Here is a 24,972-nt window from a genome sequence, read left to right as displayed (position 1 = left end):
GACTTGCCACAACAATAAAAACAGCTCCTGCGAGAGTGCCCCATGGCCGCACCAGCTCCTGCCTTGTCCCACGAGGCCATCATCCAGGCCTCCTGGTCCCGTTGCCGCGCCTTTGGCCTGAATCACCAGAGCGTGCCGGCCTTCGATCAGTTGCCCGCCCAAGGCATCGCCCAATTGCTGGAGAGCCAGCATTCGCTGGTGCAGACCACTCATCAGGAGGTCTTGCCGTATTACGAGAACATCCTGAGCAACTCCAACTGCTTGATCATGCTGGCCGACAACCAGGGCCAGGTGCTGACCTCCTGGGGCACCCAGCGCTTCATCGAGCCGAAACTGGCCCATGGCTTCAGCGCCGGGGCGAGCTGGATGGAGCGCTGTACCGGCACCAACGCCATCGGCACCGCGCTGGCCTGCGAACAGGCGGTGCACATCGAACACGATGAACACTTCCTCAAGGCCAACCGCTTCATGACCGGCTCCGCCGCGCCGATCTTCGATGCCGAGCGCAAGGTCATCGCCGTGCTGGACGTCTCCAGCGACAGCTACCTGCCGCCGTCCCACACCCTGGGCATGGTCAAAATGATGAGCCAGACCGTGGAGAACCGGCTGATCCTCAACCTGTTTCGCGGTGAACACTTCCAGTTGACGTTCAATACCGGCTTGAACAACCTCGACAGCCAGTGGGCCGGGCTGCTGATCTTCGACGAGAGCGGCCAGGTCCTGTCCGCCAACCGCCGGGCCGACAACCTGCTGGGCCTGAGCCTGTCACGGGTCAGTATCGAAAGCCTGTTCAAGGTCTCGCTGCTGGAACTGCTGAACCAACCCGACGGCCTGCCGTTCGCCCTGCAAGCGTCCGGCAGCAATCGATTCCAGTGCTTGCTCAGGCGCCCGAGCCAGGTGTCGATCAGGGCCCGCGTCTTCACCGAGGCGACGCCTGCGCCGGCGCCCGCCAGCAATGCCATCAGCCTCAACACCCTGCACTTCGGTGACAGCCGTGTGGAGAAAGCCGTGCGCCAGGCCGAGCGTTTGCTGGAGAAGGACATTCCGCTGCTGATCCATGGCGAGACCGGCGTCGGCAAGGAAGTGTTCGTCAAAGCCCTGCACCAGGCCAGTTCGCGCTGCAAACAGCCGTTCATTGCCGTCAACTGCGCGGCGATCCCCGCCGAGTTGGTGGAATCGGAACTGTTCGGTTATGAAAAAGGCGCGTTCACCGGCGCCAACCAGAAAGGCAGCATAGGCCTGATCCGCAAGGCCGACCGCGGTACGCTGTTCCTCGACGAAATCGGCGACATGCCCCTGCCGACCCAGGCCCGACTGCTGCGGGTCCTGCAGGAGCGTTGCGTGCAACCGGTGGGCAGCGCCGAGCTGTTCCCGGTGGACATCCGTATCATCTCCGCCACTAACCGCTCGCTGCGCGAACAGGTGCAACTGGGGCGGTTTCGCGAAGACTTGTACTACCGCATCGGCGGCCTGACCCTGGAACTGCCGCCCCTGCGCGAACGCAGCGACAAGCAGGCGCTGTTCAAACGCCTGTGGGAACACCACCGCGAACCGACCCAATGGGCCGGCCTGAGCCGTGAGGTGCTGGACCTGTTCGAACGCCATCCGTGGCCGGGCAACCTGCGACAGGTCAGCAGCGTGCTGCAAGTGGCCTTGGCGATGGCCGAGGAACAGCCGATCCGCCCGGAGCACCTGCCCGATGATTTTTTTGTCGACCTGGAAATGGAACCGGTGGAAACACCGGAGCCGCTGACCGTGGACCTCAACGATGCCGAAGACCTGAACCGTCAATTGCAGGCAGTGGGCGGCAATATTTCCCACCTGGCGCGCCGACTGGGGGTCAGCCGCAACACCTTGTACAAGCGCCTGCGACAACTCGAAAGCTGATACAAGACCCGTGGGAGCAGGCTCGCTCCCACAGGAGGTTCGTTTCACTGACGGGCACCACTCCGAAGAGGCCACCCTTTACCTTTTATTGAAGCACCAGGTCAGTCGAACGCGCCATTGAGCACTTCATAGATGATGCCAGTGGCGATCGCCACCAGGATCAGGTCCGTGCCAACCTGCTGCCATTCATAACCGTCATAGTGCGGCAACCGCCCCAGCAACCGGCCGTCGAGCTTCTTGGCGATGCCAGGTGGCAACGGTTTGCCGCGGGCGAGGTTTTTCTGGATGCCCGGCGGCAATGCCGGACCGGGGCTCCAATAATCGCGATAGCCACCAATCACACCCAAAATACCGCCACGGTCGATGCTCGGACCGTTATGCCAATCGCCGCCACCGCCTTGGTTTCCCTTGCCGCCCTGATTGCCCTTGTTACCGGGGTTTCCTTGACCGCCCTTGTTGCCCTGCCCGCCTTTACCTCCCTGTCCATGACCGGGGCCTTGATCGAATTGAGCGTTTCCCTTGCCGTTGCCCGGGTCTGCGACAACAATGCCAGGGCCCGCCACCAGGGCGAAACAGGTCACTGCAGCAATCAACGAGCGCGATTTGAACATGGCAGTTCTCTCAAAAAAGGGATGTCCCCTGTAAAGATATAGAGACTCACCGTGATATTAGTTCCATATCACACTGCGCGCCGCGTGCCTGAACCGGATAACACCAGAACACAACAATCAAGGAGCGCCATGCGCAAGGATTACCTGGCTTTTTTCGCCTCGATGTTCCTCTCCCGGTTGGCCGACCAGATCTTGCTGTTCATCGTCCCGCTGATTGTTTTCCAAACCACTAACAGCGTCGCCTGGGCAGGCCTGGCCTTTTTCGTCGAATCCTTGCCACGCTATTTGGCGTTCCCGATCTGCGGCGCACTGTGCGACAAGTTCCCTCCGATTCGCATCCTGCACATCAGCCAGGTCTATCGCGCCGCGGCCTGCGGCGTGGCGGTCGTGCTGTATGGCGTCTTCGGCGGCATCTATTGGATCGTGGCGCTCTCGGCCCTGTGCGGCGTGTTGACTACGCAAGGCATCATGGCCCGCGAAGTGGTGATGCCGTACATCTTCAAGCACTACACCTACACCAAGACCCTGTCCTACTCGCAAATCGCCGACCAGACCGGCTTGGTGCTGGGCCCGCTGATCGCTGCGCTGCTGCTTGAAGTGTGGGCGTGGCATTGGGTGGTGCTGGCGATTGCCGGGCTGTTCCTGCTGGCGGACCTGGCCATGGGGTACTGGCAACGCACCAGCTCGGTCACCCTGGAAGCCTTCGAGCAACATCACGACCTCTGGCTGAACCCGCTGCGCGTTGCCTTCGGTCACATTCGCAACCTGGCGGAACTGAAAAAAATCATCAGCCTGGCGGTGGGCGTCAACCTGATCATCGGTGTCACCCTCGCCACGTCGGCGGCCATGGTCATCGGCCACTACGGCGCTGGAAAGGATGATTACGCCGGGTTGCAGGCGGCCGGTGCGGTGACCACCATCGTCATCCTGTTTATCCTGGCCCGGGTGACCTTGCCGTTGAAGCTGCTGGGGGCCCTCTCCTACACGCTGATCGCCGTCGGCGCCTTCATCACCGCCCTCAGCCCGAACACAGGGGGCTACGTCGTCGGTTTCTTGCTGATCGTCGGTTTCGACAAAATGTTCAACGTCTACTTCCGCACCCTGCGCCAACAAGTCATTCCACCCCAGGACTTCGGCAAGACCGTCGGCGTCATCACGCTGCTTAACAACCTGTCGCAACCGCTCGCTGGCCTGCTCGTCGCGGCGCTGGCCGCGCCTGTTGGGACGCAAAAAGTGATTCTGCTGCTGGCGGTTGCCACCAGCCTGATCGGAATCGCAGTGGGCGTGCTGAACAGGCATTCAATACATGCATCCAGCGTCTACAACACCGAAACCGACTGACCCAGTCCGAGGGTCGGTTTGTATTATCAGTGACTTATTGTTGAGGCATGGTTGAAACGTTGCCAGCGTCGAGGTACGTCTGCCTCGCCATTCGTCAGCTGTCAAATGGCGTGACCACCCAGCGGCCCTGTCTGGCTCAGGGCTTGCACTGGTCTGTCTCAGCAGCCAAGAACGACGTAATTCTGACGCGGCGGCAAATTAATCAATGCTTGGTCAGCAAACGGAGATGTACCGTGTCAACTCTCAACGAAATCGCAGCGAACCACGCGAGAATGGCAAAGTTAAAGGAAGAAGAGTCGATGCGGCTGAGCGCGCTTCAGGGCCAGGTGGTGGGGAGTTTTGAAATTCCACCCATCGAGGCGCCACAGGAAATGTCGCTGCACTTCATGACGGGTGTACAGGATCACTCGTTTGGGGACGCATCTGCGCTGAGTTTTTGACCTGGGTGTTGAGGAGGCCCCGTCGCCCGTTTGTAAGCGGGCGACTTGGCCGTTCAGAACTGTCTGGCTAAAGCTGCTGCAAGTATGCCGGCCGCAATGGCTGGCAGCGGTTTTTTCAATGTCAACATGACGATTGCCGTGGTCAGCAAAGCCAGGCGTGCGCCGTTGTCACCTTTAACCGCCAGCGGAGCCAGCACCGCCACCAGCACCGAACCGGACATGGCCGTGATGAACTGCTGCACCCGATAGTTGATCGGCACGAACGACATCACGAAAACACCGCCCCACCGAGTCGCCAATGTCACCGCGGCCATTATCAAGATGATCAGCAAGGTGCCATAACCCGCCGTTTCGATGTTCATTGTTGTTTCTCCATCCACAGTGCACCCAGAACGCCTCCCGCCAAAGCCCCCACCACGACATGACTGTTCGCCGGCAAATACCAGTAGGCCAACAGCGATGAGCAGGCCGCCACGGTCCAGATGATGAACATGCGCAGGTTCTTTTTCCCGCCGACAACCATCGCCAACAAGAAACAGCCCATCACCATATCGAGCCCGAAACTGACCGGGTTCTCGATGGCGCTGCCAAAATGAAGCCCCAGCCAACTGCCCAGGATCCAAGCGACCCAGAGTGCAATGCCGCCGCCGAATAAAAGCCCGAGCCCCGGCTTGCCGCGACTGAACGCCTGCATCGCCATTGCCCAGTTGGCGTCCGACACAACCAGCATCACACCGTAGCGTTTGGCAACGGGCAACTCCCGCAGCCAGGGGTAAAGCGTCGCGCCCATCAACAAGTGCCGGGCGTTGATGGCGAAGACCGTGATCATCAGCGGAACGACCGGAACTTGCTGTCCCCACAGATCCAGCGCGGCAAATTGAGAAGCGCCGGCAAAAACCAGGGTGCTCATGAGCACAGCGGACGTATCACTCAAGCCCGTTTGCGCAGCCGCCAGGCCGAAAGCAACGCCGAACACGACGACGAAAAGAGAGATGGGGATCAGTTGCTTGAAACCGTCGTAGATGTGATTCAACGTCAGCGCGTGCAGGTGGGATTCAACATTCGACAAAACAGGGCCTCTTCTGAATATCTGCGGTACAAAAACCGAGAGTATGGGGCTGAATCTGCTTGTCGAACACTTTTTGGCGGGGCAATGGGCAACTCAACCCGCCGAGCCTTAGAGATTGCGCGTGACAAACCGCCAAAGTGGGTAAACGTCAAATCCTTGCATAGTCCTTCCAGATCAGCCTTGGAGGATCAGGTCATAGGACAGCTTGCTGATCAGGATCACCAGCAGCACCAGGAACAGCGCGCGGACAAAGGGCACTCCCTTGCGCACCGCCAGCCAGGTGCCAGTCAGCGCGCCGAGGATATTGAACAGCGCCATCGGCAGCGCTACCAAGTAGAGAACGTTGCCGCTCGGTATAAAGAACAGCAGCGCTGCGACATTGGTGGCGATATTCACCAGCTTGGCCGACGCCGAGGCGTGCAGGAAGTCGAAGGCGAAGCAGCGAATGAACAGGAAGATCAGGAAGCTGCCGGTGCCCGGTCCGAACAAACCGTCGTAGAAGCCGATGGCGCCACCGACCAGTACCGCCAGCAGCTTCTCCTTGGTGCCGATGTGCATGGGCTTGTGCAGGCTGCCGAAGTCCTTTTTCCAGAAGGTATAGATCGCCATCAGCATGATTAGCACCAATACCGCCGGGCGCATCAGTGCCTGCGGCACGATCGATACCGTCGCCGCGCCAGCGAAGGCCATGACAAAAGCCGCGCCGGCGGCAGGAACTACCAGGCTCCAGTCGATCACCACCTTGCGCACGAACGAGCGTGCGGCAAAGGCCGTGCCGCAGGCCGCCGCGACCTTGTTGGTTCCGAGCAGGGCGGCGGGCTGGGCGCTGGGTAGCACATTGAACAGTGCCGGGATCTGGATCAGGCCGCCGCCGCCGACGGCCGCATCGATCAGACCGGCGGCGAAGGCGAAGACACATAGCAGGACGATATCGAACATTGAATCAGGCTCTGGCGATAAAGGGGTGGGTGGTTGAGATCGGGAGCAGACGCTTGCGGTCGTTGACGCCGAAGACCCGCAGCATCCAGCGGTCCAGACCGTCGTAGCGCGGCGCGAAGCCATCGCGCGCGTGCAAGGTCTGCTGGTTCTTGAAGATCAGCATGTCGCCGGGCTGCAGCAGTACCGAGCGGACCACGTCAGGGTGACTGGCGGCGGCGGCGAACAGTTGCAGGGCCAGTCGCGAGTGCTCGCAGTGAGCGCTGACGCTGGCCATGTTGTAGCGACAGTGCAGGCCGCCGCTGCTGGGCCGGTAGAGCAGCGGGACATGTTCCAGGACCTTGCCCTGGTGGTCGAACGAGTCCGGCCGGCGTACCGAAAAGCTCGGGCGCAGCAGCTCCTGCTCGACGAAGTCCGGCAGCATGTTGAGCACGTCGGCAATCGCGACGATCCGTGTCGGCACCGTCAGTTCGCAGCGCAAGCCGGTCAGGCTCAGGTACTCGGGACAGGCGGACAACTGCTGCACGGCCTCGCAGCTGAGCGGCAGGTGTGGGTTGTCGACATGCATGCCCAGGTCCAGGAGCGAGCCGTAAGAACTCTTCTCGGTTTCCCGCTGCTGCCTGGGCGAGACATGGCGAAATACGCTGTCCTCGCTCTCTCCCTGGTAACCCACCGGGCAGGTGCCGAGCACGGCGAGTACCGCGAGGATCGCCCCTGCGACCACCGGCAGTTCGGCAATATCCGGGTCGCCGCCGTAGGGCGTCGCCGGCAACTGCGCATCGACCGGCAGGCCACGGATCACCAGCGCCACCTCGTCGCAGTGCTGGAAGTCACGCAGCAAGCGGGATTTTTCCGGAGCCAGCAGTTGTTCCAGGCAGCGTCCGAGGGCCGGCATCTGCCGCAGGCCGCAGGCGCTGTCGCCGATTGCGAAATGCTTGAGTTCGGCGTGGAGTTTTCTTTTTTCTTCGTAGGAAATCTGTAATTCGACCAAAGGCAGTTCTGTCGAGAGAGGGGCTTTTGGCACCAGCCATTCGTGGGTCGCTTCGCCCGCAAGGGCGGTTGCTTTTCTAAGTGTTTCATCCAGCGTTGACATATCCATCGCTCCTATTTAGCTACGTCCTTGTGGTGAGAGCGGGAAGGCTAACGGAAGGGGCTTTTTTGTGTTGCAATGTCATATTGTGAAAAGTGCAATGAGGTGGCCGATGGCACTGGATATGTTGGCTGATCTTGAAGCCTTTGCGACGGTGGCCCGCAAGCGCAGCTTTGTCGTCGCAGCCCGGAGCCTGGGGCGCTCCCCTAGCTCGCTGACCCGCGCCATTCAAGGGCTGGAAGAACGTAGCGGGGTCAAGCTGTTCAATCGCTCGGCCAATGCCGTGACGCTGACCGAGGCCGGCGAGCGGCTACTGCCCCACTCCTACAGAATGCTCGATCTGCAACGTGAAGCGGACGAGGACCTGGCCGGGCTCAACGGCCTGGCCACCGGCTGGATCCGCTTTTCCGCACCGGAATCCTTGGCCCACACAGTGGTCCCCGGGTTGATCGCCCAGTACAGCCAGCGTTATCCCGATGTCAGCGTGGATGTGATCTTCACCGATGCAGCGGTCGATCCGGTCAAGGGCAAGCTGGACTTTTCGATTCGCGGCGCCTTTCCACAATCCAGCGACCTGATCGGCTACCCGCTGTGGAGCTATTCGCGCTACCTCTACGCCAGCCCTGGCTATCTGGAGCGATGCGGGCTGCCAGCGTCCATCGAGGCGCTGGAACAGCACGCATTGATCCTGCACACGGCGCCGCGGATTCTCAAGGAATGGAATTTTCGTGGGCCGGGCCAGGCCGGCAGCTTTCGCGTGCACCCCAAGTTTCGTTTCAGTTCCGGCGCGGCGGTGTTCCAGGCTGCGCTGGCCGGTGCCGGGATTGCCCGTCTGGCCGACTGGCTCGCGGAGCCGGAAGTGGCGGCGGGACGCCTGGCGCGGGTGTTCCCCGAGTACAAGCTGACCTCCAGCACGGGTGAAGATCCGCGCATGCATGCGGTCTATCCCGCCGGCAACCTGCCGTTGCGGGTCAAGAACCTGCTGGACATGATCCGTGTCTACGGTGACAGCGTCAGCCGCTCCTGAAGGTCGGCCGGCGCCCCCATTGAAAAAATAGAGTGAAGCACGTCACAGACCAGGCGACCGCTCCAGCGGCCAGTGCGGAATGTTCCACACCAAGGGCCATAAAACGGCAAGATAAGCACCTCAGGCGATTCACTCGCGCCCTTCGTCAAAGATCAAAGCAATCAATGCGCTAGAAACAGAGCACAGGATTTCTTGGAAGAAAGAGAAATTATTCATGGAAAGCAGGAGCGTTAAAAATGAGCACCACTGAACAAGTACAAAGCACGGGTAAATACAGCGCCAAGTGGCAGGAACGCTTTGATTTCTTTGAAACCTATGGTGCACCAAACGACCCGCGCTACAAGGAAGCCGTCAATGCGCTGCCTGGCTTCAAGAAAAAAATCCTCATCAATGCCAACGTGATTGCGTTTTTCTTCGGCCCTATCTACCTGTTCGTCCTGGGCCTCTGGAAGAAAAACCTGGCCCTGCTGGGTATTTTCGTGGCGATCCACATCGCATTGAGCGTGATTTTCGCAATCATCGGCATGGAGTTTCCCCGTCCGTTGAGCACGGGCCTAAGCATCGCCATGTCGATGATGTACGCACTCATGGCCAACTACGCCTACTACCTCAAGGAAGTGAAAGGCGAGCAAGGCTGGAACCCGTTCAAAGGCATGCGTCTCTGATTGCAGGCTTGGGTCACCAAGAGCCCGCACCTCGTCATGAGTGTGCGGGTTTGTTGTTTGTGAGTCGTGGGAATTTGCGTTTACAAAGACCGGGCGTCAGAAACAACGACCCACACATCCGTCACAGCCCGATAGCGCCAGACCTTTATCAAGGCACTGTCACTTGGCGTCATGCGACCTATGATGGCCGTGACCTCGGAAGGACTGTTCACCGCCGCACCGGCGACCTCCAAAATGATGTCCCCCGCCAAGAGCCCCATTTTCGCGGTATCGGCACCTGCTTCCGGGCCAAACACCAGCACCCCTTTCTCGGAAGGCAAACCGAAGCTTTTTACAACAGCAGGTGTGACCACGCCGAGATGCGCCCCTAGATGTCCAGCCGCAACGGGCACGGGAGCGGCAATGCTTTTGGCAGGTATCGGGGCTGGCGCGGCCGGCGCAGTGGGAACAGGACTGGTGGCGACGCTTGGCTCGGTTGCGCTGCTGCGGGAGCAGTCTCGCTGAGCGACCACTTGATGAATCACTTGCCTGATTCTTTCTGTTCGAGGCGTGGGGTACTGGTCATAGCTATCCCGAGTAATCAACAACGTATTGCAGTCCATGGCCTCGTAGGTCGCCGGAGATTCGGTAGTACGATGATATTCGGCATACTTCGCCTTTTCTTCTGCGCCCATGGGCAGAAAGATACAGCCCACGAGCAACGGGGAGGCTACTGCCATTAACGAAACGAGTCTGAGTGACATAGCCATCCCTGATGGTGGAGTTTTGAGTTGGGGGTTGAGCGCTAGAGAGTACCGAAAATCAGGTGAAATTGATTTAACCGCGAATGCGGCGCTCATTATCTGATGGGCTGCCCTAGCTCAAATATGAGCAATGGCGTTCTTGCAGTAGCCTTTGCCAGACGATGACTTTTCTACAGCAGGGAGAGCTGATGAAATTCCACCCACTTCGATTAGAAGCTCGAGACTTGAGCCTGGCCCTTTTTGCCGTCAGCCTCATGCTGCCAGCCATCAACACGCGAAACGAAGTATGGGAATTTGAGAGCGTCACCTACGGCTACGAAGCTCTTTGCTTCGGGTTTCTAGCACTACTGGGTGATAGTGCTGCTTGGTTGGCCAATCCCTTCTTCATCGTGGCATTTTTCTCACACAAGAGTGCGAGACGACGCCTGATCAGCGCCTTGTGCGCCACCCTCCTCGGTCTATCGTCGTACCTGTACACGAGCATGTGGAATGATGGAGACGGACGAGTGACCGTCACGGGCTACAGCTACGGATTCTACGTATGGCTGTCCTCTTTTTTATGGCTGGTGCTATTAGCGACTCGAAAAACCATAAGAGAGAGCCAGGCAGGTGCCTGCCTGGATCCCCAATAACGTTTCGCCTGGGCAAATCATGCGCCTGCCTCAGCGGGCGCTAGAGACAGAACCCTGATCAGCCTGCGCCGAAAGCGGAACATCAAACACTCGATCGAACACCCATTGAAAAACCAGCGCGTAAAAAAAGAAAAATACGAACAGCCCCAGATTAGTCACCAGCGCCAGCCACAAGCTGATGCCCAACCAGGCCCCAATCACCGGGGTAAGAATCAACGTCAAGCCGCCTTCAAATCCCAGGGAGTGAAGCAACCGTCGCTGCCAGTTGCGCTGACGGCTGGGTTGGCGGCGTTCCCACCACTCGAACAGACCGTTGAAAAGCATATTCCAGGCCAGCGCGACGGCAGAAATCACCAGCGACAGCAGGGTTGAATAGCCCATCCCTTGTTCGTAGGTCAGTGCCAGCGCCGGTGCCACGAACAGCACACCGCCGGCTTCGTAGAGGATGGCCTGGAGGATTTTACGGGGCGTGCCTTGCATCGGCAGGTTCCTTAAGAGGGGGTTGGGAGACCACAGCCTGGCAAGTTGAGCCCCTGCGCACAATTGAGCTAAATTGAGCCACGCTCAACCTGAGTAACCTACCCGCCATGTTCGCCAAACTGCCCCTCACCGCCTTGCGCGGCTTCGAGTCCGCCGCACGGCTGGGCAGCTTCAAGGCGGCGGCCCAGGAACTGAACATCAGCCCGGCGGCGATCTCCCATCAGGTCAAAAGCCTTGAAGCCTTCCTTGGCGTGCGTCTGTTCGAGCGCTCCAGCCAAAACGTGCGCCTGAGCGCCGACGGCGAGCGCCTTCACCCTTACATGCACCGCGCTCTGCTCGATATCCAGCAGGGTCTGCAAATACTGTCGCCATCGTGTACCGCGCAGTCCCTGGTGGTGAGCACAACGCCAGCGTTCGCCAGCCTGTGGCTGATACCCCGACTCGGGGACTTTCATCGGTTGCACCCGGAGATCGACGTCAGCCTGCACAGCAGCAACGACGTGGTCGACCTGCGACGAGACGCCAGCATCGACCTGGCAATCCGCGCCCTGTTCAGGCCGGACCCACAGCTGTTCGAACAGCCTTTGCTGGATGAGCACTTCGGCGTTTACTGCCGCCCCGGGTGGCAACCGCCCACAGCGAGCTCACCTATCGAACTGATCGACGTGCCGTGGCTGAGTAGCGCGAACGTAGCGGTTGACTGGCCGGCATGGTGCGCCAAGGCCGACACCCTCGACTGGCTGGAGAACGCGCGTTTCCGGCGTTATGACGAAGAGCAGCATGCCCTGCAGGCGGCAATCGCCGGGCACGGGCTGGTGCTCGCCAGCAATGTGCTGGTTGCTGAGGCTGTTGCGAATGGGCAGTTGGTTGATTATCGCCCTGAGGTCCGCTTGGCGGGTGCGCGGTATACGGTGGTGTGCGTGCCGGGGCGGGAGCGGCAGGTGGAGGTGCGGGTGTTTAGTGAGTGGTTGTTGGGGCGGCGCATCGCAGAACCGGATGCGCCTGCCCGCCTCACCCCGAACCAAGAAGGGAAATCTATCCCCTGAATCTGTGGCCGTACGAGCCTAACTGATCCCTGTAGCCTCTTCCGTACAGAAGAACAACGAAGCTCGATCCGCCCTCTTCCTTCCGCGCCCTCAGGGAAGAGGCGGATTCGCCGAGAAATTCGTAGGGATATTGAGAAAGGCATGCCAAGCATCTACAGCGTCATGATGCCGCTGGGTAGCATCCTCCCAAGAAGGACCGGATACCTCTTTCGCAGAAACCAGCATCATCATTTTTATCGTTGCGGCATCCAGCTCTTTGAGAAGCTCATGGGATGTGGCCCTGAATTCTTCGAACGACGTCATTCCATTTACCTCGGGCGGTGTTCACCGCCATTGGGGAATACATATTCCTCGATGAGTTGAGTCCCCCGGGCGGCAGTAATTCCAAAGGGTCGGACCGCCGGTCAATTCTTTACGAGGCGATGCTCACAACCTGCTGGGGTCTGTCCTTGGAATTGCGCTACTCATTAGGCAGGAATCGGTTGATGATCATCGAGACCGCTTGCATTGAAGAGACCAGGGCTGTGTCTACGCAAAACGGAACTTCATCCCACGGCTCATATTCATGATCCAGTACAGACTGCCAGGTGGGTGGCGTCAGCCCGGGAATATCACCCCTCCTGGCTTCTACCCGGCGCCGATGCTCATGTTTTTCGGAACAAATCACTTGGATATTTGCCAACCGACTACCCGCCCGTGAGGCAACTTCGCTCCACGCGATTCGGCTTTCGAGGACGGGATTGACACAATCAACGATGACTATGCGACCCAAACGAAGATTACTCAGGGCGAGCTCATTGGCAACCATATAGCCACTGCGCCCCACATCGTGCGCAAGCGCGCCCGAGTTTCGAATCGCCTGCTCAATCGTATCGATCCGCAGATACACGGCGCCTGTTGTAGCGGCGAGATCATTGGCGATAGTCGTTTTTCCGGTGCCGGGAAGGCCGCTGAAGACGATGAGCATTCGGTGTCCTTCGATAAGTGAGTTAATCCAGTGTAGGCAGTAGCCTTATGACTCGTTCTTGATAGGCACCAATGAGCCTTCGTAAACCATAGCGAAGAGACGTGAGGGTCGTTCATACGCTCCAGCATGGAAAGCAGAAACCGCAAGAACGATCAAATGCCGTCCCCATTCATTTGATAACGTCGCTTCAGCATTCATGGAGATTCGTCATGCTGAGTATCGAAAGGGCCCTGTGGTACATCGAGTTGGAGCTGGGATCCCAACTCGATCTGGGACGTGTCGCGCGCCATTGCAACCTGTCTCCCTTTGCCTTGGCCCGTTTGTTTGCACTGTCGACGGGCTGGTCGGTGATGCGTTACATCCGCGCACGGCGTTTGAGCCAAGCAGCACTGACCTTGCGTCGAGGTGCGCCGGATATCCTGCAAGTAGCGCTGGATGCAGGCTACAGCTCCCATGAAGCTTTTACGCGCGCCTTCTGCGATCTGTTTGGCTTCACTCCGAAGCAGGTGCGTGGGCACGAGGACGTACATCTTTCGCTGGTGGAGCCATTACGTATGAAAGAAAGGAAGCTCACAACACTCTCTGAACCTCGCTTTGAAACCAGAGCAGCATTTTTCATCGCAGGTCTGGGGGAGCGTTTTACCTTCGATAAGAACGAAGGCATCGTCGGCTTATGGCAAGCGTTCTCCCCCTACTTGGGACAGGTACCCGATCAGGTAAACAACTGGAGCTATGGCTTGTGCTGCAATCCTGAACTGGACGGTAGTTTTGAGTACATTGCTGGCACAGAGGTGTCCTGCGTCGACGGTCTGCCTCCGGCTTTTCGGTATTTCAGGGTGCCACGGCAAGACTATGTGGTGTTTCGACACCAAGGCCATATCTCGACGATCCATCAGACGTTCTTCACCATTTTCAATCACTGGTTGCCTGAATCCGAATACGAACTTGCCGACGCGCCTGAGTTCGAGCAGTACAGTCCGGATTTCGAACCTTCCCGAGGGACGGGTTACGTGGACGTGTGGATACCGCTTGCAAAACGCCAAGCATCCCATGCCATGGACTCATGAATCAGACCACTCAGCATGGAGCCTGCCCCATGAGTTTTAATTGGCACAGCGATCAGCTCACAAGAGAGACGCCAGTTTGCAAGCATTACCGAAACACACAGAACGTCCGCAGATTCATGGTGGAGCACTGCGGCGCGAAGTTTAAATTTGATAGAGGCTTTATGGCCTGGATACGTGATGGCGTACCTAAAACACTGGGAGAAGTTGTCGATGAGTGGCAGCAGCGGAATGGTGATGGCATTGAACACAGGCCAAACACTGTAGATGCTCAAACGGGGGCCACTTGAAACCGGGAACAGACCCAGCCCTCACAAATTCCAATGCCTGAGCTTCTTGATTCATCTGTTCGGAATGCGCGCTCAAATATCTCCCGACAATCGGATTGCGATTTGACGACTACGTTTTCTCGACTATATTAAAATGCAAAATTAAATTTCGGGATGGAATCCGATGAACTATCTTAACAGCTATGATCCGAGTGAAATCTTAAACAGCACAATACTATCACTTGCACCAAACAACGTTATCATACAAGAACGCAATACCGTATTTTTTGGCGGACCTAAATCGAGCAATCCGTCCCCAGCCATCCATAGTGGCGGCTATCCGTTTACCTCGCTCGGTCAATTAGGTGGGTTCTACCTGAGTTCTTCGCGCCAAGAGAGCGTGGCAATAAATCAGCTCCAAAACAGGCACTGCGTCCCCTACAACCCTCACGCTCAATACGCTTCTTGGCGTACCGATCAATTAGTTCTCCTCGACACGGATGATGTTCAACAAATAAAGAATGCCTTGAACGCCGATGCATATTTCACCTCGGGCAGCTCTATTCAGCCAAACTTCAACTTCTCCAACCCCGTATCAAAGAGTGCTGGCGATTACATCGCCAAAAACCTTCATCTACTCGGCCCTAACCATCCAAATATAAAACAGTGCGTGCATGCGTTATCTAAAGATCCGGCCGCGTATTCTGAGGTTTCCGGCTGGTTAAAATTTCGCAAAAACGACGTAAAATCTGGCAATAGACTTAACAACCATTATTCAAATTTAAGAGATTCAAATGCCAAACACTACGCATCGGAGAACAGAGGAGAATATGGCGCTGCCAAACTAATGGTAACCGTTATGGGTACCCACTATCAGCTGAAAATTGGCAAAGCCTCATCAGGGCGAACCAATGGGATAGACCAAATATGGGTCAAGCGAAATTTGCGAACAGGCGCGGTGGAGGAGTACCTCATTGTCGAATGTAAAGGAAGTGTGGACGCCCATCTCGGCGATGCCAGTTATGGTCGACAAATGTCTACACGCTGGGTTTTTTATTGCTTGCTCGGCCTGCTTGGAAGCAACGGAAACCTGGCAAGCACATCAACTTCAGACGTATACGCAAAGAAAGCGTTGGTTAATAAAATCTTGCTTGCCCTGATTAATCCAGGCATTCCAGTGCGGGGCATGATTGTTCAACCCATGAGAAAGTCCAAGACCGACCCGGACTCCATAGATGTCTATGAGCTTGGAACCTATAGTTTAATCAATGAATTTAACGCTGCTTGGCAAGAGTGTTATGGGACGTCATCCAGTGCCCCCACCCAGCAGGTTGTCACTGGATTCAGGCTTTAAAAATTGGACTGGAGCGTCAGGAGTAAACCGGGGACAGACCACGATTTGGGCCCCTTGTAATAGGTCCGTGTCACATCGTGAGCGCCCCCATTTCCCTTCAAGCATTAATGAAGAACCCTGCGGCTCTCCCCAACCCTGATCCTGTCGAGCGCCCTGTTTAAAGCATCCAAGGCATCGAGCAGGGCTTTCGCCTCAGCCTCCCGACCATCACCCCAGAGGCGTTCAGCCATTTTGTTCAGTGCCTGGATAGAGCGCTCAATGTCAGCAGCCGTCGCTGTTTTGCTTTCCTGAAGTTTCTTGGGCATTGATTAATCGTCCTCGGGCGCGTTGCTTCATCGGCTTCGATGCGAATGCATCGCACGGCAGAACGCTATGCAGGGTTCCATACCTATTCCGCCGCCGATGCCCCCCAATCAGTGAGAGAACTGGGGACAAATCACGATTTTGAGTTCATCTGTAATCAGTTCGCCTCATCATCGTGATCTGCCCCGCCTCCCCTCAATCCTTTAACCCTCGCCTCACCTACTTCACACCATAGAAGTGATTCAGCACTATCAGCTCAAACACAGCCACCAACGCACAGAACGCGATGAAGCCAAGGCTGAAGACCCGCTTGGGCTTGGATGAGCCGTCGCCCAACCAGGTCGCATCGGAATCAGTGATAAACCCTATGAGAAATAGCAACAGCGTATAGATCCACGCCCTGCTCCAGAATCCCTGTGTTTTCCATTGAGTCATCCGTGCTCTTCCGCAACCCGCTTTATTCGTCTACTCATGACGCCGGTTAACCAAGATCGCATTACTTGGCCTTTGCGCCCTTGATGTCACTTATGATTTTCTGAGAAATAGCCTGAACCTGCTCTTGGGTCATGGCCGACATGACACCTTCCCAAGCAGACGACGAGGTGTCATACGTTCGAGTTCCAATCAGGCGGCCTGATTTCAAGTCCGAGTAATCTGCACTGGAATTGACCCACGCATTCCCCACCATGACCCCCGCTCCGTAGCGAGCGCCTGGGGTCAGGTAACGGAAATTGGTCACGTTGATCTTGATACCGACACCGTCCTTGCCCGCTTGGCTTGATGCCTGAGTCTCTGTAAGGCTGTAGCCGGCGCGAGTCGCTTCGACTTGCAGGGCATCATTCCACTCCCGCTTCAAGCGAGGCCAGTCCTCATTTTGTTGAACCTTGCTATTTCCTTCAAAGTTCACGACCAGGTTCTGCTTGGCTGACTCCTGAATGACGAGCGTTTCAGTCCCGCCGCTTTTTACAGAGGCAGCGCATCCGCTCAACATCAAAACAGCAACAGCACAGGACAGCGCAATCGAAAGCTTGGGTGTGTTCATTGAATTTCCATATCCACAAAATCGGTTGAGAGAGGCGTTAATATCCCGCCGAGCCAGATGGGCCCACACGCTGGACGCGCAGAATTTAGCACCATTACTTCGCTGCTACGAGCCAAGGGTGGGGTCAGCAAAAACTGGGACAGCCCGCGATATTGCGTACATTATTTGGCGGTCTCACAGTCGTGTCTTGTCCGTTCTTCCCGGCGCGAAATCAGCCCCTACACAGGCGCCTATGGGCAGGTAATAGCTTTTCGAGACTGCTTCTTGGTCCACAGAAGACGACCGTTGATTCTTCCATCAGTCCATGACTCGGTAACCAGAGCGCAATGGCCGCTCAGGTTCTCAACAAACGTCCTTGGATAGCCCTCAGGCTTTTCTCCACCCAGACGCATCCAATTTGGATCTGGCGAGCTGACTGATTGATAAGGCATGCAGGCTACTAGGGTGACCAGCGAGAGAGCCAAAACTACCTTTTTCATTTAAGTCCCAATTAATTTGGCGAGTGTCCGGGCAAAACGCGGAGTATAGATTGACTGGATGTTTTCCCAGCGCGAGCTACGACGAGGACTTCCTGCAAGTGCCGCTATAGAACCCACCTCGATCGGCGGAAACCAGAAAGCTGAGGGCAGACCGCGATTTGAATTCACGTGTAATCGAATCGCCTCATAATCGTGGTCTGCCCGCGCTTTCCTTGCATCCGCAGCCCACAAAACCATTGTCGCGAGCGAGGATGAGGAGACGGGGACAGACTCCGATTTGAACTCATGATCACTTTCCAGCCCACTGTAAGGCCACCCTAGCGATGCTCGCTCCCTGCGGGCTCGGCTCGTGAAGAAGGCACCGAAACGACGGCAAGGGTTTAAATTGGACCAGGTCATATCCAAGCGTGCCTGCACCATCTCACTCTTCGCCTGAACGATCTGCCCTGCCAAACTTAGCGCCCTTCTTTTGAACTCCCTGTGAAGCGCCTGCTCCTCGGTCTCGTTTCCCAGTGGTTTAACCTTCATCTCGGAAAATGTGAAAAGCGTTTTGTCGCTGAGCACACAAAACGTGTCGCGACATTTTTGTATTTCACCCTGAAAGACAAAATCGACCGAAATGAACGCACGTTCGTCCATGTCTATGTAGTACAGCGGCTCACCCAGGAGGTTTCGAACTTTTCCGTCCTGGTGAATCCGGCCAAAGGGCGCCCCATCACTGCCCCGGCCTTTGAAGACCAGGTAGCGACCGTTTGTGTAGTTGTACGGCATTAAGGGTCCTCATTCCGAATAGACATCGGAACACATGCTTTGCCCATTCGCTGTCCCCATCCATGACCCGTTCACGCAACGCTATCAGGTCAGGATTACCAATGCTCAATTTCTTCTGGCGACTGCTCGCGGAGCTGCTGACGTGTCCGGCAATTGCCACACGGGTCATCGAGCGTGCCCAGTGCACGCCCTGTGAGGGAACAGGGCGGCGCTGAGGACAGACCACGATCCCTTTTTTACCCACACGAATCATCAGCATTTTTTCCAGCTTGAGATGAGGGGAACGGCATGGTCAAATAACTGATAGCATTTTGATATGGATATTCCAATTGAAGCAATACCGCGGCCCCATCCTATTTTTTTCAGCAATGATCTCACTCTTTGTACTGCTTCAACTCTGGCATGCACGGTCTGCTTCGGAAGACAAAAAGGAGGAGCGAGAACGCCAGCTTAAAGGGACCGCGCTCATCATGAATGCCCAGTCCCCGAAGATGATCGATGACACACGTCTTGATTCGGTAACCTATAACGACGGGATCATGCGTATCTCCTACACACTTACAAAAACCTCGAAAGATGAAATCGATTCCGACGCATTTACGAAAGACAAAAAGGCCCTTGCGGCCTCAGTATCCTGCGATGAAAAAGGTCTAGGACAGTTCGTGAAGTCAGGGCTCTTGATCAAATACACGATCAATGACTCAAGCAGTGCTCCGATCACAGACTTTCAGATAGACAAGTCCGATTGCCTTTGAAGGTCAGCCCTGAATAAGCCCGCCTCTCTCGCGGGCTTTTTTATGCGTGCCGTACCCGCCCTCTCGACGTTTCCGCGCAGTCCGTAACAAGCCCTCGAATACATCCCACTGATTCCTTTTTGCTGCTACGCAAAGACTGGGGAGAGACCACGGTTTTGAGTTCACTCATCATCAGATCGTGGTCTGTCCTCGTTTCCCCCCAGCCCCCCGGATCGAGAATACAGGGGGACGACCAGCATCAGCATCTTGACCTCCAGTATCCAACTGGATACGGTCCACTCATGAATTATCTCATCCAGCAAACGCAGACGTTCACTGCGTGGCATTCATCGGTCCGTGATCTGCGAGCAAAAATCGCTATTGCCCGCCGCATTGATCGCGCCGCAGCAGGTAACCTGGGCGATGTGAAACCTGTCGGTGATGGTATTTCAGAGTTGCGTGTGGATGTAGGCGCTGGCTACCGGGTCTATTCACCATGCGCGGTGGAGTGGTCATCGTGCTACTGGCGGGTGGTGACAAGTCTTCACAGAGTGCTGATATCCGGCGAGCGAAGAAATTGGCCAAAGAGATTTGAACATGAGCCAACACCTGACGACATTTGACATGGCGGCACTACTCGATAGCGACGAAGCAATCAGTGAGTACCTTTCTCAGGTGCTAGCTGATGGTGATAGCGAGGAGTTTCTCCGAGCGATCGGCTATGTCGCCAAGGCCCGAGGCATGGCGCAAATCGCTAAGGACTCTGGCATGGGGCGAGAAAGCTTGTACAAGGCGTTCGCACCCGGATCAAAGCCGAGATTTGATACCGTACTCAAGGTCATTCATGCGCTAGGCATTGATCTTCATGCTCAGCCTGGGCATGCGGCTAATCATTCACCTGCCTGACGATCGGATTAGATACCGGGGACACACCACGATTTTGAGTTCACTTGTAATCGACCGTCTCATAATCGTAGTCGGTCCCGTTCTCCTCTTATGAAACGGGCGGCTCATAAGTCGCCCGTCTTCATTATTCCGCCGCCTGCGCCCGCAATCGTCTTCCAATCACATCCATGACATCACAACCATCGCGTAACGATGTGGTCAGCAATTTACAAAAATCAGTCAGTACCACCGTGTCTGAGCTGATGTCCGAGCGGAACGCGATATTTTCCAAGACTTGGGTCACCGTGCGGATGCGGTAATCGGCGGTTTCGAAAAGGACGTCTGGAGGCGCTTCGGTGTCGATGAGCAGGGTTGCGGGGATGCAGTCGATGCCGGTGATGGGCATGTATCGGGTCATGAGCAGTACCTTCATTCAATTGATTTAGGAGCAGGAGCTTCTGCGCTTCATTCAATCGAGTCGCCAAACCCGAATCGCCATCTGGGCGACAGAGAGACAATAAGCCGCCCATCCAGATGCCGCAATGCGCTGGTTTCCGAGGTTTGCGTAGGAATTTGCGTCAATGCCGCGGGCGGCGCACGGTTGAGCGTTCATAAGGCATAGCGAAGGGACTTATAGACATGGAAAAGGGGACACCCATTAGCCGGCTGCCAGTTGACCCAAGCGAATCCATTGATGGGCACTCTCAGAGACACGGGGCAAAAATAAATCCGTCCCCTTTTCTTGGAATATGCCGACACTGGGAGCCGCATCGGCCTGAAGGCGACGGCTGGTTCTGCCTGGCGACTCACGATACTGACGACGGTCCGGTCTGCTGGTGGGCACGGCGCGAGGTGACGCCATGAGCAAGCGCGCGATTCACCTCTACCCGTGGGATGGCGGCACCGAGGCTGACCAGGATATGCCCGACCACGTTTATTGTGGCGCCGAAGGCGACATGACGAACGACCAGCTCACGAACGACTGGCGGCATGTCACCTGCAAGCTTAGAAGCCCGGCCCAGTGCTGTGCTTCTTGTTTATGGCAGTACCCTACTCTGCTATGTTGGCGCCCTTTGATCGCAATGGAAGCAACGAAGAATGGATCTCTGGAAGGCGCTGACAACCATCATCACTGTAACGATCAGTGCTGACGCGACGGCGTGGTATGTCGAAAATCCAGTGGAGCGCGCGCTGACCGTAACTACACTTGCTCCGACCATGATCCTCGGCGCAACAACGGCACTTACAGTCAACGGCCCAGCAATAATGAAAAAAGCGAAGGACGATGCTCTCGCATTCATAGGCTCTGATGGTGAGATCCGCGGAGCACAGTTTGAGCAGGCGTCTCGCTACTATCGCTCGGCCTACAACTCACCGCTGATGAATGACATGCAACTGGCCCACGCAATCGTAGCTAAGTATTGAATTGGACCAGACTGACGCATCAACACTCCCATGTGAATTAGGGACAGATCTTGATTCGAGCTCGGCTGCCAGTTGATCCAAGCGAATCCATTCGATAGAAGCTCGCAGCGCAGCGAAGCAAAAAAATATCTTTAGGGGGAAATGGGACGGATTTATTTTCTAGCCAGCAGCTAGTTGATCCAAGCGAATCCATTCGATGGAAGCTCGCAGCACAGCGAAGCAAAAAAATAAATCTGTCCCCTTTTTTCTCTTAAGGATGTGCTGACACGACTGCCGACACAGCGGGCAAGTGAGATTGGGGAGTTGTTGCCACACAATTGGAACCACCCTTGATAGCCCGGATATGTAAGTATGCTTTCATCACACGGATAGAAAAAAGGAAGATGCCATGGACGCAGTAATCCGGCTTGCCAAACTTGCCGATATCGATGCGATTTTTAAGATTCGAACCAGTGTTCGGGAAAATCACTTATCTCAAGATCAGTTAACGGAGATAGGCATAACGCCTGAAGCGATAAGTCAGGCAATTTCAGAGACTCCGTGCGCTTGGGTCGCGGAGGTCAATGGTGTTCCAGTCGGTTTTTCGATGGTCGATATTGAAGATGGTTGCGTATTCGCGGTCTTCGTCTTGCCGGAATTCGAAGGGTACGGGTTGGGGCGCAATCTGATGCACGAAGCAGAGTCTTTTCTATTTCAACGCCATCAGAAGATATGGTTAGAAACCGCTGAAGCAAGCCGTGCGAGCGGATTCTATAGAAACCTTGGCTGGCAGCCCGTGAAGAACCTACCGGAAGGTGACATTCGTTTTGAGAAGCAACTGAAGTAAAGCGAGAATAAAGGTATCGAGACGGTTAGATGGTCGCCCGGCCAATTGCGCAAGGTGTGTTTGGCGGACGCTTACGTAGAAACTGCGAACATTCTTAACGAAGGGCTGAAGCTCCCGCCCGAGATAATGGAGTGCTTCCGAGAGCGGGATGTCGGGGTTTTTGAGGGTTTGACTCAAGCTGACGCTAGAGAGCGATATCCACAGCTTTGGTCACAAAATATCACTCGACGTTGGGATGCCGGGCCAACCGGTGGCGAGTCGATCTCTGATGTTGTGAAGCGAGTGCGGGACGTTTTGGTTGAACTGGGATCGAAATACCCGTCAAAAACTGTTTTGCTCGTCGCGCACGGCTTCGTTGCGAAGGTAATCCGCGCGTTGGCTAAAGGGGACTTTTCAGATTTTTACCAATGGCAGCTCTCAAACGGGAACATGCTGGTCCTGGAGGACTTCGAAATTCCAACGCTTGATTCCGTCACTCTGAGAGGCTCGCTGCCTCTAGTGTGATGCACCTATCGCTGGCGCCTATAATTTTGTCTACATACGTATTCATAAACCAGTCAGGTATGTCTTCTTCGTGGAACTGAAGATCAGTGCCGTACGGGGAAACCGGGGAACAGACCAAGAATTGAAATCACTTGTACCTGGCTCTTCCCACCATCGTGGTCTGTCCCTGTTACCCCCGGTGTGATGCTTCGCGTTTAGCACTTAAAAAGTACCTTGCACCGGGTACACCACCCTTCAGCTGCGCTCCGGTTCATTGGAAAACGGAGGGGAGGATGACTTGTATCGGCAACCGTCAAAACCAGTGAGAATCTTATGAATCTACGCCGAATCTCGTCGGCTGGAACACTGATGCTCGCCCCATCGACTATTTGAAGAACCCCGCCCGACACCCTGCTGTCAATCCGTTGCCACTCACACTGCCAGCCTATTACCCACGTGAAGTCTCGAATTTGATAGTCGCCGGTGGCGCTTTGGCATTGAGCGAGTTTCTTGTTGGAGAGATCAAAGGCAAGAAATATGGGGCTTGGATAGCCGAGCAACTGAGTATCGTCAAGGCTCAGGCCTTCTTTTAGGTTGATGGATGCTACAAGTGCTTTTGCTCGTCTCTTGCGCCATATCAAGTGCCATATGGCGAGGCAAAAAATAGAAACAGAAGCCAAGAAGAGCTGACGTCCTTCGACTGTAAGCTTACCGGGCGAAAACTCTATCACGCCCCACAAAAGCCCTATCATCGCAAGCCCCGATACCCAAGCGGCGGGAATCACTACTCTGTTAGCGAGGCTAGCTCCGAGCGTCCTCAAACAGCTTTTCATGACTGCATCCAATATTACTTATAGAAGAACTCGTAGATTATCACTCACAGAGCGCTAACTTACAGGACTTGGTCTACATACGTATGCATAAACCAGTCAGGTATTTCTTCTTCGTGGAACTGAAGATCAGTGCCGTTCGTGACTTCTGCCAGCAGGACCGCTTTTTCTCCGGAGTTATCAAAAATATACGCGCGATCAGAAGCCGCGATGGCCGAGGGAAGAAGCTCAAGCGAGCGATAATAACGTTCGACGATCTTGTCTTGCGCAACATCATGGCCGCCATCATCAACACGGTTTGCAACCCGGTTGATGTTGATTTCGGGGGACTCGGTTGCCACGAAGTAGAGATAGGTCCTGTAGCCATTCGCCTGTGCCAGACGCATGAATTCAACTTTGTCTTTAAATGACATCACCGTTTCAAACGTAAAGTTGACGGTCTGGATAAGCAGGTTATGTCTGATAAAGTCGGAAATCACAGAAGCATAATAGGAGCTCATTTGAACGCCGCGAAAATCGACCTGCTGATTATTCAAACCAATTAACCGAGCCTGGTCTTGCAGTCCGATTTTCTGAAGCAAGGAGTGCTCCGCGAAGAACTTCCGCACAACCTCTTGAGTTGTAGTGACATTGAATTGAGAAAGATCAACAAAGCCAGATGCTCTAGCCTCCTTCTCTATCTCGTCAGCATTTACATAGGTGCAAATGAGATTGGAGGGAATCTGGTCCTTGATGGTGCTCTTACCGGAACCATTAGGACCGGCAAACACCCGCAACCTAGGCACAGGCACTGAGACGACGAACCTTGACGACTTCTCCGACAGTTACCTTACGGCGGGGCTTGGCTTCACCCACTACACGGATGCTGCCGTCAGCCTTCGACTCAACCAGGTGGGAACCCTCAACCATGAGTACCGTGTGCCCAGCTGCAAGGGCGCGGACAAAGGCTGCATGGGTAGCGCCCGCTGCCACGTCCGGGATCTGAACTTCCAGGTTCCAGATAGCCTCTTCAGAGAGCTTTTCTTTTTCAGATCCGGCCATGATTGCCTCCAGTGCTCGGTAGGGGGTGATACACATTCCAGATTCTAGCGCCATCAGTGCACTTACTAAAGGAGCATCGGCTACCTCTCTTCAGCTTGGAGAGGCTAACAGTCAAAGCCTTCCAGAGCTCTTGAGAGCGGTATCGCGACATTCAGAGCGTAACGCGACAAAACAAAACCAGCGATAGGCTTAAGGACTAATTGAGATTTTTTATGAGTTTTTCAGACGCCTCCTACGTAAACGCTCACCATTTTGAAAATCGCAGAAACAAAAAAGGGGTAACCATTTCTGGTTACCCCTTCTAGACCGCCCAGCAGAGCGGATTTTGTTTGGTAGGCGCGATTGGACTCGAACCAACGACCCCCACCATGTCAAGGTGGTGCTCTAACCAACTGAGCTACGTGCCTGCTGTGAGGCGGCATTCTACGGAATTCCGGAGGGGTGTCAACACCTTTTTTTCACCTAACCCTATGAATATGCAAAATATTTAATTTCACCGGGGCAACGAAGATTTGGAGGTGGCTGGCGGCCG

32 protein-coding genes, 1 tRNA gene and 1 pseudogene are annotated in these 24,972 nt (G+C 55.7%); 16 read left to right on the top strand and 18 right to left on the bottom strand.

Going from position 1 to position 24,972, the window contains the following annotated elements:
- Positions 1-42: 42 nt before the first annotated feature.
- Positions 43-1,887 carry a sigma-54-dependent Fis family transcriptional regulator gene (locus AB4N80_RS15430; protein WP_305467673.1) on the top strand — a complete coding sequence of 615 codons (1,845 nt, stop codon included), beginning with the start codon at positions 43-45 and terminating at the stop codon, positions 1,885-1,887.
- 101 nt (positions 1,888-1,988) lie between these two features.
- Here AB4N80_RS15430 and AB4N80_RS15425 read toward each other — a convergent pair whose 3' ends face one another.
- Positions 1,989-2,498: an anti-virulence regulator CigR family protein gene (locus tag AB4N80_RS15425; RefSeq protein WP_122568451.1), complete on the bottom strand. Its 510-nt coding sequence runs from the start codon at positions 2,496-2,498 to the stop codon at positions 1,989-1,991.
- Positions 2,499-2,627: 129 nt separating this feature from the next.
- On the opposite strand from AB4N80_RS15425, the gene AB4N80_RS15420 reads away from it, so the two are divergent.
- Both AB4N80_RS15420 and AB4N80_RS15415 read left to right on the top strand, forming a co-directional pair.
- On the top strand, positions 2,628-3,839 hold the full coding sequence (locus AB4N80_RS15420) for an MFS transporter (protein ID WP_305481854.1): 1,212 nt from the start codon (positions 2,628-2,630) through the stop codon (positions 3,837-3,839).
- 233 nt (positions 3,840-4,072) lie between these two features.
- Positions 4,073-4,279, top strand: a complete 207-nt coding sequence (locus tag AB4N80_RS15415; RefSeq protein WP_122568449.1) for a hypothetical protein — start codon at positions 4,073-4,075, stop codon at positions 4,277-4,279.
- A 53-nt stretch (positions 4,280-4,332) separates the two neighbouring features.
- Here AB4N80_RS15415 and AB4N80_RS15410 read toward each other — a convergent pair whose 3' ends face one another.
- The 4 genes from AB4N80_RS15410 to AB4N80_RS15395 all read right to left on the bottom strand — a co-directional run bounded on the left by AB4N80_RS15410 (position 4,333) and on the right by AB4N80_RS15395 (position 7,377).
- A complete protein-coding gene (locus tag AB4N80_RS15410) occupies positions 4,333-4,641 on the bottom strand; it encodes an AzlD family protein (RefSeq protein ID WP_122568448.1) in 309 nt (102 codons plus the stop codon).
- Positions 4,638-5,348 (bottom strand): AzlC family ABC transporter permease, encoded by a 711-nt coding sequence (locus AB4N80_RS15405; RefSeq protein ID WP_122568447.1) that lies wholly within the window; start codon positions 5,346-5,348, stop codon positions 4,638-4,640. The genes AB4N80_RS15410 and AB4N80_RS15405 overlap by 4 nt, the downstream gene beginning before the upstream one ends.
- 174 nt (positions 5,349-5,522) lie before the next feature.
- Complete coding sequence (locus AB4N80_RS15400; RefSeq protein ID WP_122568446.1) at positions 5,523-6,287, bottom strand: sulfite exporter TauE/SafE family protein; 765 nt, start codon at positions 6,285-6,287, stop codon at positions 5,523-5,525.
- Between the two features lie 4 nt (positions 6,288-6,291).
- Entirely contained in the window at positions 6,292-7,377 is a 1,086-nt protein-coding gene (locus AB4N80_RS15395) for a TauD/TfdA family dioxygenase (RefSeq protein WP_305467678.1), read from the bottom strand.
- A gap of 109 nt (positions 7,378-7,486) precedes the next feature.
- On the opposite strand from AB4N80_RS15395, the gene AB4N80_RS15390 reads away from it, so the two are divergent.
- Positions 7,487-8,401, top strand: coding sequence for a LysR family transcriptional regulator (locus tag AB4N80_RS15390; RefSeq protein ID WP_122568444.1), 915 nt, complete (start codon positions 7,487-7,489; stop codon positions 8,399-8,401).
- A gap of 236 nt (positions 8,402-8,637) precedes the next feature.
- Positions 8,638-9,066, top strand: coding sequence for a DUF2628 domain-containing protein (locus AB4N80_RS15385; protein WP_460082837.1), 429 nt, complete (start codon positions 8,638-8,640; stop codon positions 9,064-9,066).
- 80 nt (positions 9,067-9,146) lie between these two features.
- Here AB4N80_RS15385 and AB4N80_RS15380 read toward each other — a convergent pair whose 3' ends face one another.
- Positions 9,147-9,740, bottom strand: coding sequence for a PDZ domain-containing protein (locus tag AB4N80_RS15380; protein WP_460082835.1), 594 nt, complete (start codon positions 9,738-9,740; stop codon positions 9,147-9,149).
- Positions 9,741-9,997: 257 nt separating this feature from the next.
- Between AB4N80_RS15380 and AB4N80_RS15375 the strand changes: the two genes are divergently transcribed.
- Complete coding sequence (locus AB4N80_RS15375; RefSeq protein WP_163006847.1) at positions 9,998-10,441, top strand: hypothetical protein; 444 nt, start codon at positions 9,998-10,000, stop codon at positions 10,439-10,441.
- Between the two features lie 30 nt (positions 10,442-10,471).
- On the opposite strand, the gene AB4N80_RS15370 is transcribed toward AB4N80_RS15375, so the two are convergent.
- Complete coding sequence (locus AB4N80_RS15370) at positions 10,472-10,921, bottom strand: PACE efflux transporter (protein WP_122568438.1); 450 nt, start codon at positions 10,919-10,921, stop codon at positions 10,472-10,474.
- A gap of 107 nt (positions 10,922-11,028) precedes the next feature.
- On the opposite strand from AB4N80_RS15370, the gene AB4N80_RS15365 reads away from it, so the two are divergent.
- Positions 11,029-11,967, top strand: a complete 939-nt coding sequence (locus AB4N80_RS15365; protein WP_122568437.1) for a LysR substrate-binding domain-containing protein — start codon at positions 11,029-11,031, stop codon at positions 11,965-11,967.
- Positions 11,968-12,057: 90 nt separating this feature from the next.
- On the opposite strand, the gene AB4N80_RS15360 is transcribed toward AB4N80_RS15365, so the two are convergent.
- Together AB4N80_RS15360 and AB4N80_RS15355 are read right to left on the bottom strand one after the other, a co-directional pair.
- A complete protein-coding gene (locus tag AB4N80_RS15360; protein WP_122568436.1) occupies positions 12,058-12,270 on the bottom strand; it encodes a hypothetical protein in 213 nt (70 codons plus the stop codon).
- A 157-nt stretch (positions 12,271-12,427) separates the two neighbouring features.
- Positions 12,428-12,934, bottom strand: coding sequence for an AAA family ATPase (locus AB4N80_RS15355; protein WP_460082825.1), 507 nt, complete (start codon positions 12,932-12,934; stop codon positions 12,428-12,430).
- A gap of 209 nt (positions 12,935-13,143) precedes the next feature.
- On the opposite strand from AB4N80_RS15355, the gene AB4N80_RS15350 reads away from it, so the two are divergent.
- The 3 genes from AB4N80_RS15350 (at position 13,144) to AB4N80_RS15340 (ending at position 15,621) form a co-directional block, all read left to right on the top strand.
- Positions 13,144-14,001 carry an AraC family transcriptional regulator gene (locus AB4N80_RS15350; protein ID WP_460082822.1) on the top strand — a complete coding sequence of 286 codons (858 nt, stop codon included), beginning with the start codon at positions 13,144-13,146 and terminating at the stop codon, positions 13,999-14,001.
- Between the two features lie 29 nt (positions 14,002-14,030).
- Positions 14,031-14,288, top strand: a complete 258-nt coding sequence (locus tag AB4N80_RS15345; protein ID WP_460082819.1) for a DUF6434 domain-containing protein — start codon at positions 14,031-14,033, stop codon at positions 14,286-14,288.
- A 163-nt stretch (positions 14,289-14,451) separates the two neighbouring features.
- On the top strand, positions 14,452-15,621 hold the full coding sequence (locus tag AB4N80_RS15340; RefSeq protein WP_163006846.1) for a hypothetical protein: 1,170 nt from the start codon (positions 14,452-14,454) through the stop codon (positions 15,619-15,621).
- A gap of 104 nt (positions 15,622-15,725) precedes the next feature.
- Here AB4N80_RS15340 and AB4N80_RS15335 read toward each other — a convergent pair whose 3' ends face one another.
- The 4 genes from AB4N80_RS15335 to AB4N80_RS15320 form a co-directional block, all read right to left on the bottom strand.
- The gene (locus tag AB4N80_RS15335) at positions 15,726-15,926 is read right to left on the bottom strand and encodes a hypothetical protein (RefSeq protein WP_122565996.1); all 201 of its coding nucleotides are present in this window, start codon (positions 15,924-15,926) and stop codon (positions 15,726-15,728) included.
- Positions 15,927-16,143: 217 nt separating this feature from the next.
- Positions 16,144-16,359: a hypothetical protein gene (locus AB4N80_RS15330; RefSeq protein ID WP_122565997.1), complete on the bottom strand. Its 216-nt coding sequence runs from the start codon at positions 16,357-16,359 to the stop codon at positions 16,144-16,146.
- A gap of 61 nt (positions 16,360-16,420) precedes the next feature.
- Positions 16,421-16,966 carry a hypothetical protein gene (locus tag AB4N80_RS15325; protein ID WP_460082815.1) on the bottom strand — a complete coding sequence of 182 codons (546 nt, stop codon included), beginning with the start codon at positions 16,964-16,966 and terminating at the stop codon, positions 16,421-16,423.
- 479 nt (positions 16,967-17,445) lie between these two features.
- Positions 17,446-18,216, bottom strand: a complete 771-nt coding sequence (locus tag AB4N80_RS15320; protein ID WP_122566000.1) for a hypothetical protein — start codon at positions 18,214-18,216, stop codon at positions 17,446-17,448.
- A gap of 329 nt (positions 18,217-18,545) precedes the next feature.
- Between AB4N80_RS15320 and AB4N80_RS15315 the strand changes: the two genes are divergently transcribed.
- From AB4N80_RS15315 to AB4N80_RS15305, 3 genes and pseudogenes are all read left to right on the top strand, one after another.
- Positions 18,546-18,971 (top strand): hypothetical protein, encoded by a 426-nt coding sequence (locus AB4N80_RS15315; protein WP_240998435.1) that lies wholly within the window; start codon positions 18,546-18,548, stop codon positions 18,969-18,971.
- Between the two features lie 281 nt (positions 18,972-19,252).
- Positions 19,253-19,545 (top strand): annotated as a pseudogene (locus AB4N80_RS15310) (type II toxin-antitoxin system RelE/ParE family toxin).
- Between the two features lie 2 nt (positions 19,546-19,547).
- Positions 19,548-19,856, top strand: coding sequence for an addiction module antidote protein (locus AB4N80_RS15305; RefSeq protein ID WP_038858737.1), 309 nt, complete (start codon positions 19,548-19,550; stop codon positions 19,854-19,856).
- 124 nt (positions 19,857-19,980) lie between these two features.
- On the opposite strand, the gene AB4N80_RS15300 is transcribed toward AB4N80_RS15305, so the two are convergent.
- Together AB4N80_RS15300 and AB4N80_RS15295 are read right to left on the bottom strand one after the other, a co-directional pair.
- On the bottom strand, positions 19,981-20,253 hold the full coding sequence (locus AB4N80_RS15300; protein ID WP_460082810.1) for a hypothetical protein: 273 nt from the start codon (positions 20,251-20,253) through the stop codon (positions 19,981-19,983).
- A 388-nt stretch (positions 20,254-20,641) separates the two neighbouring features.
- A complete protein-coding gene (locus tag AB4N80_RS15295) occupies positions 20,642-20,827 on the bottom strand; it encodes a hypothetical protein (RefSeq protein WP_163006719.1) in 186 nt (61 codons plus the stop codon).
- A gap of 106 nt (positions 20,828-20,933) precedes the next feature.
- Here AB4N80_RS15295 and AB4N80_RS15290 point away from each other — a divergent pair, with 106 nt between their 5' ends.
- The 3 genes from AB4N80_RS15290 (at position 20,934) to AB4N80_RS15280 (ending at position 22,590) form a co-directional block, all read left to right on the top strand.
- On the top strand, positions 20,934-21,260 hold the full coding sequence (locus AB4N80_RS15290) for a DUF2388 domain-containing protein (RefSeq protein ID WP_122566004.1): 327 nt from the start codon (positions 20,934-20,936) through the stop codon (positions 21,258-21,260).
- 388 nt (positions 21,261-21,648) lie between these two features.
- On the top strand, positions 21,649-22,086 hold the full coding sequence (locus AB4N80_RS15285) for a GNAT family N-acetyltransferase (protein ID WP_122566005.1): 438 nt from the start codon (positions 21,649-21,651) through the stop codon (positions 22,084-22,086).
- 126 nt (positions 22,087-22,212) lie between these two features.
- Entirely contained in the window at positions 22,213-22,590 is a 378-nt protein-coding gene (locus AB4N80_RS15280; RefSeq protein WP_240998439.1) for a histidine phosphatase family protein, read from the top strand.
- An 871-nt stretch (positions 22,591-23,461) separates the two neighbouring features.
- Here the strand turns inward: AB4N80_RS15280 and AB4N80_RS15275 are convergent.
- The 3 genes from AB4N80_RS15275 to AB4N80_RS15265 form a co-directional block, all read right to left on the bottom strand.
- Entirely contained in the window at positions 23,462-24,190 is a 729-nt protein-coding gene (locus AB4N80_RS15275) for a zeta toxin family protein (protein WP_122566008.1), read from the bottom strand.
- Positions 24,177-24,440 (bottom strand): hypothetical protein, encoded by a 264-nt coding sequence (locus AB4N80_RS15270; RefSeq protein ID WP_122566009.1) that lies wholly within the window; start codon positions 24,438-24,440, stop codon positions 24,177-24,179. The genes AB4N80_RS15275 and AB4N80_RS15270 overlap by 14 nt, the downstream gene beginning before the upstream one ends.
- Before the next feature lie 330 nt (positions 24,441-24,770).
- Positions 24,771-24,847 (bottom strand) — tRNA-Val (locus tag AB4N80_RS15265).
- Positions 24,848-24,972: the final 125 nt, after the last annotated feature.

This window comes from Pseudomonas sp. H3_A02 (genome assembly GCF_054671965.1).
Note: the sequence above shows the minus strand (reverse complement) of the source record. Positions and strands in the feature narration are given on the sequence as shown.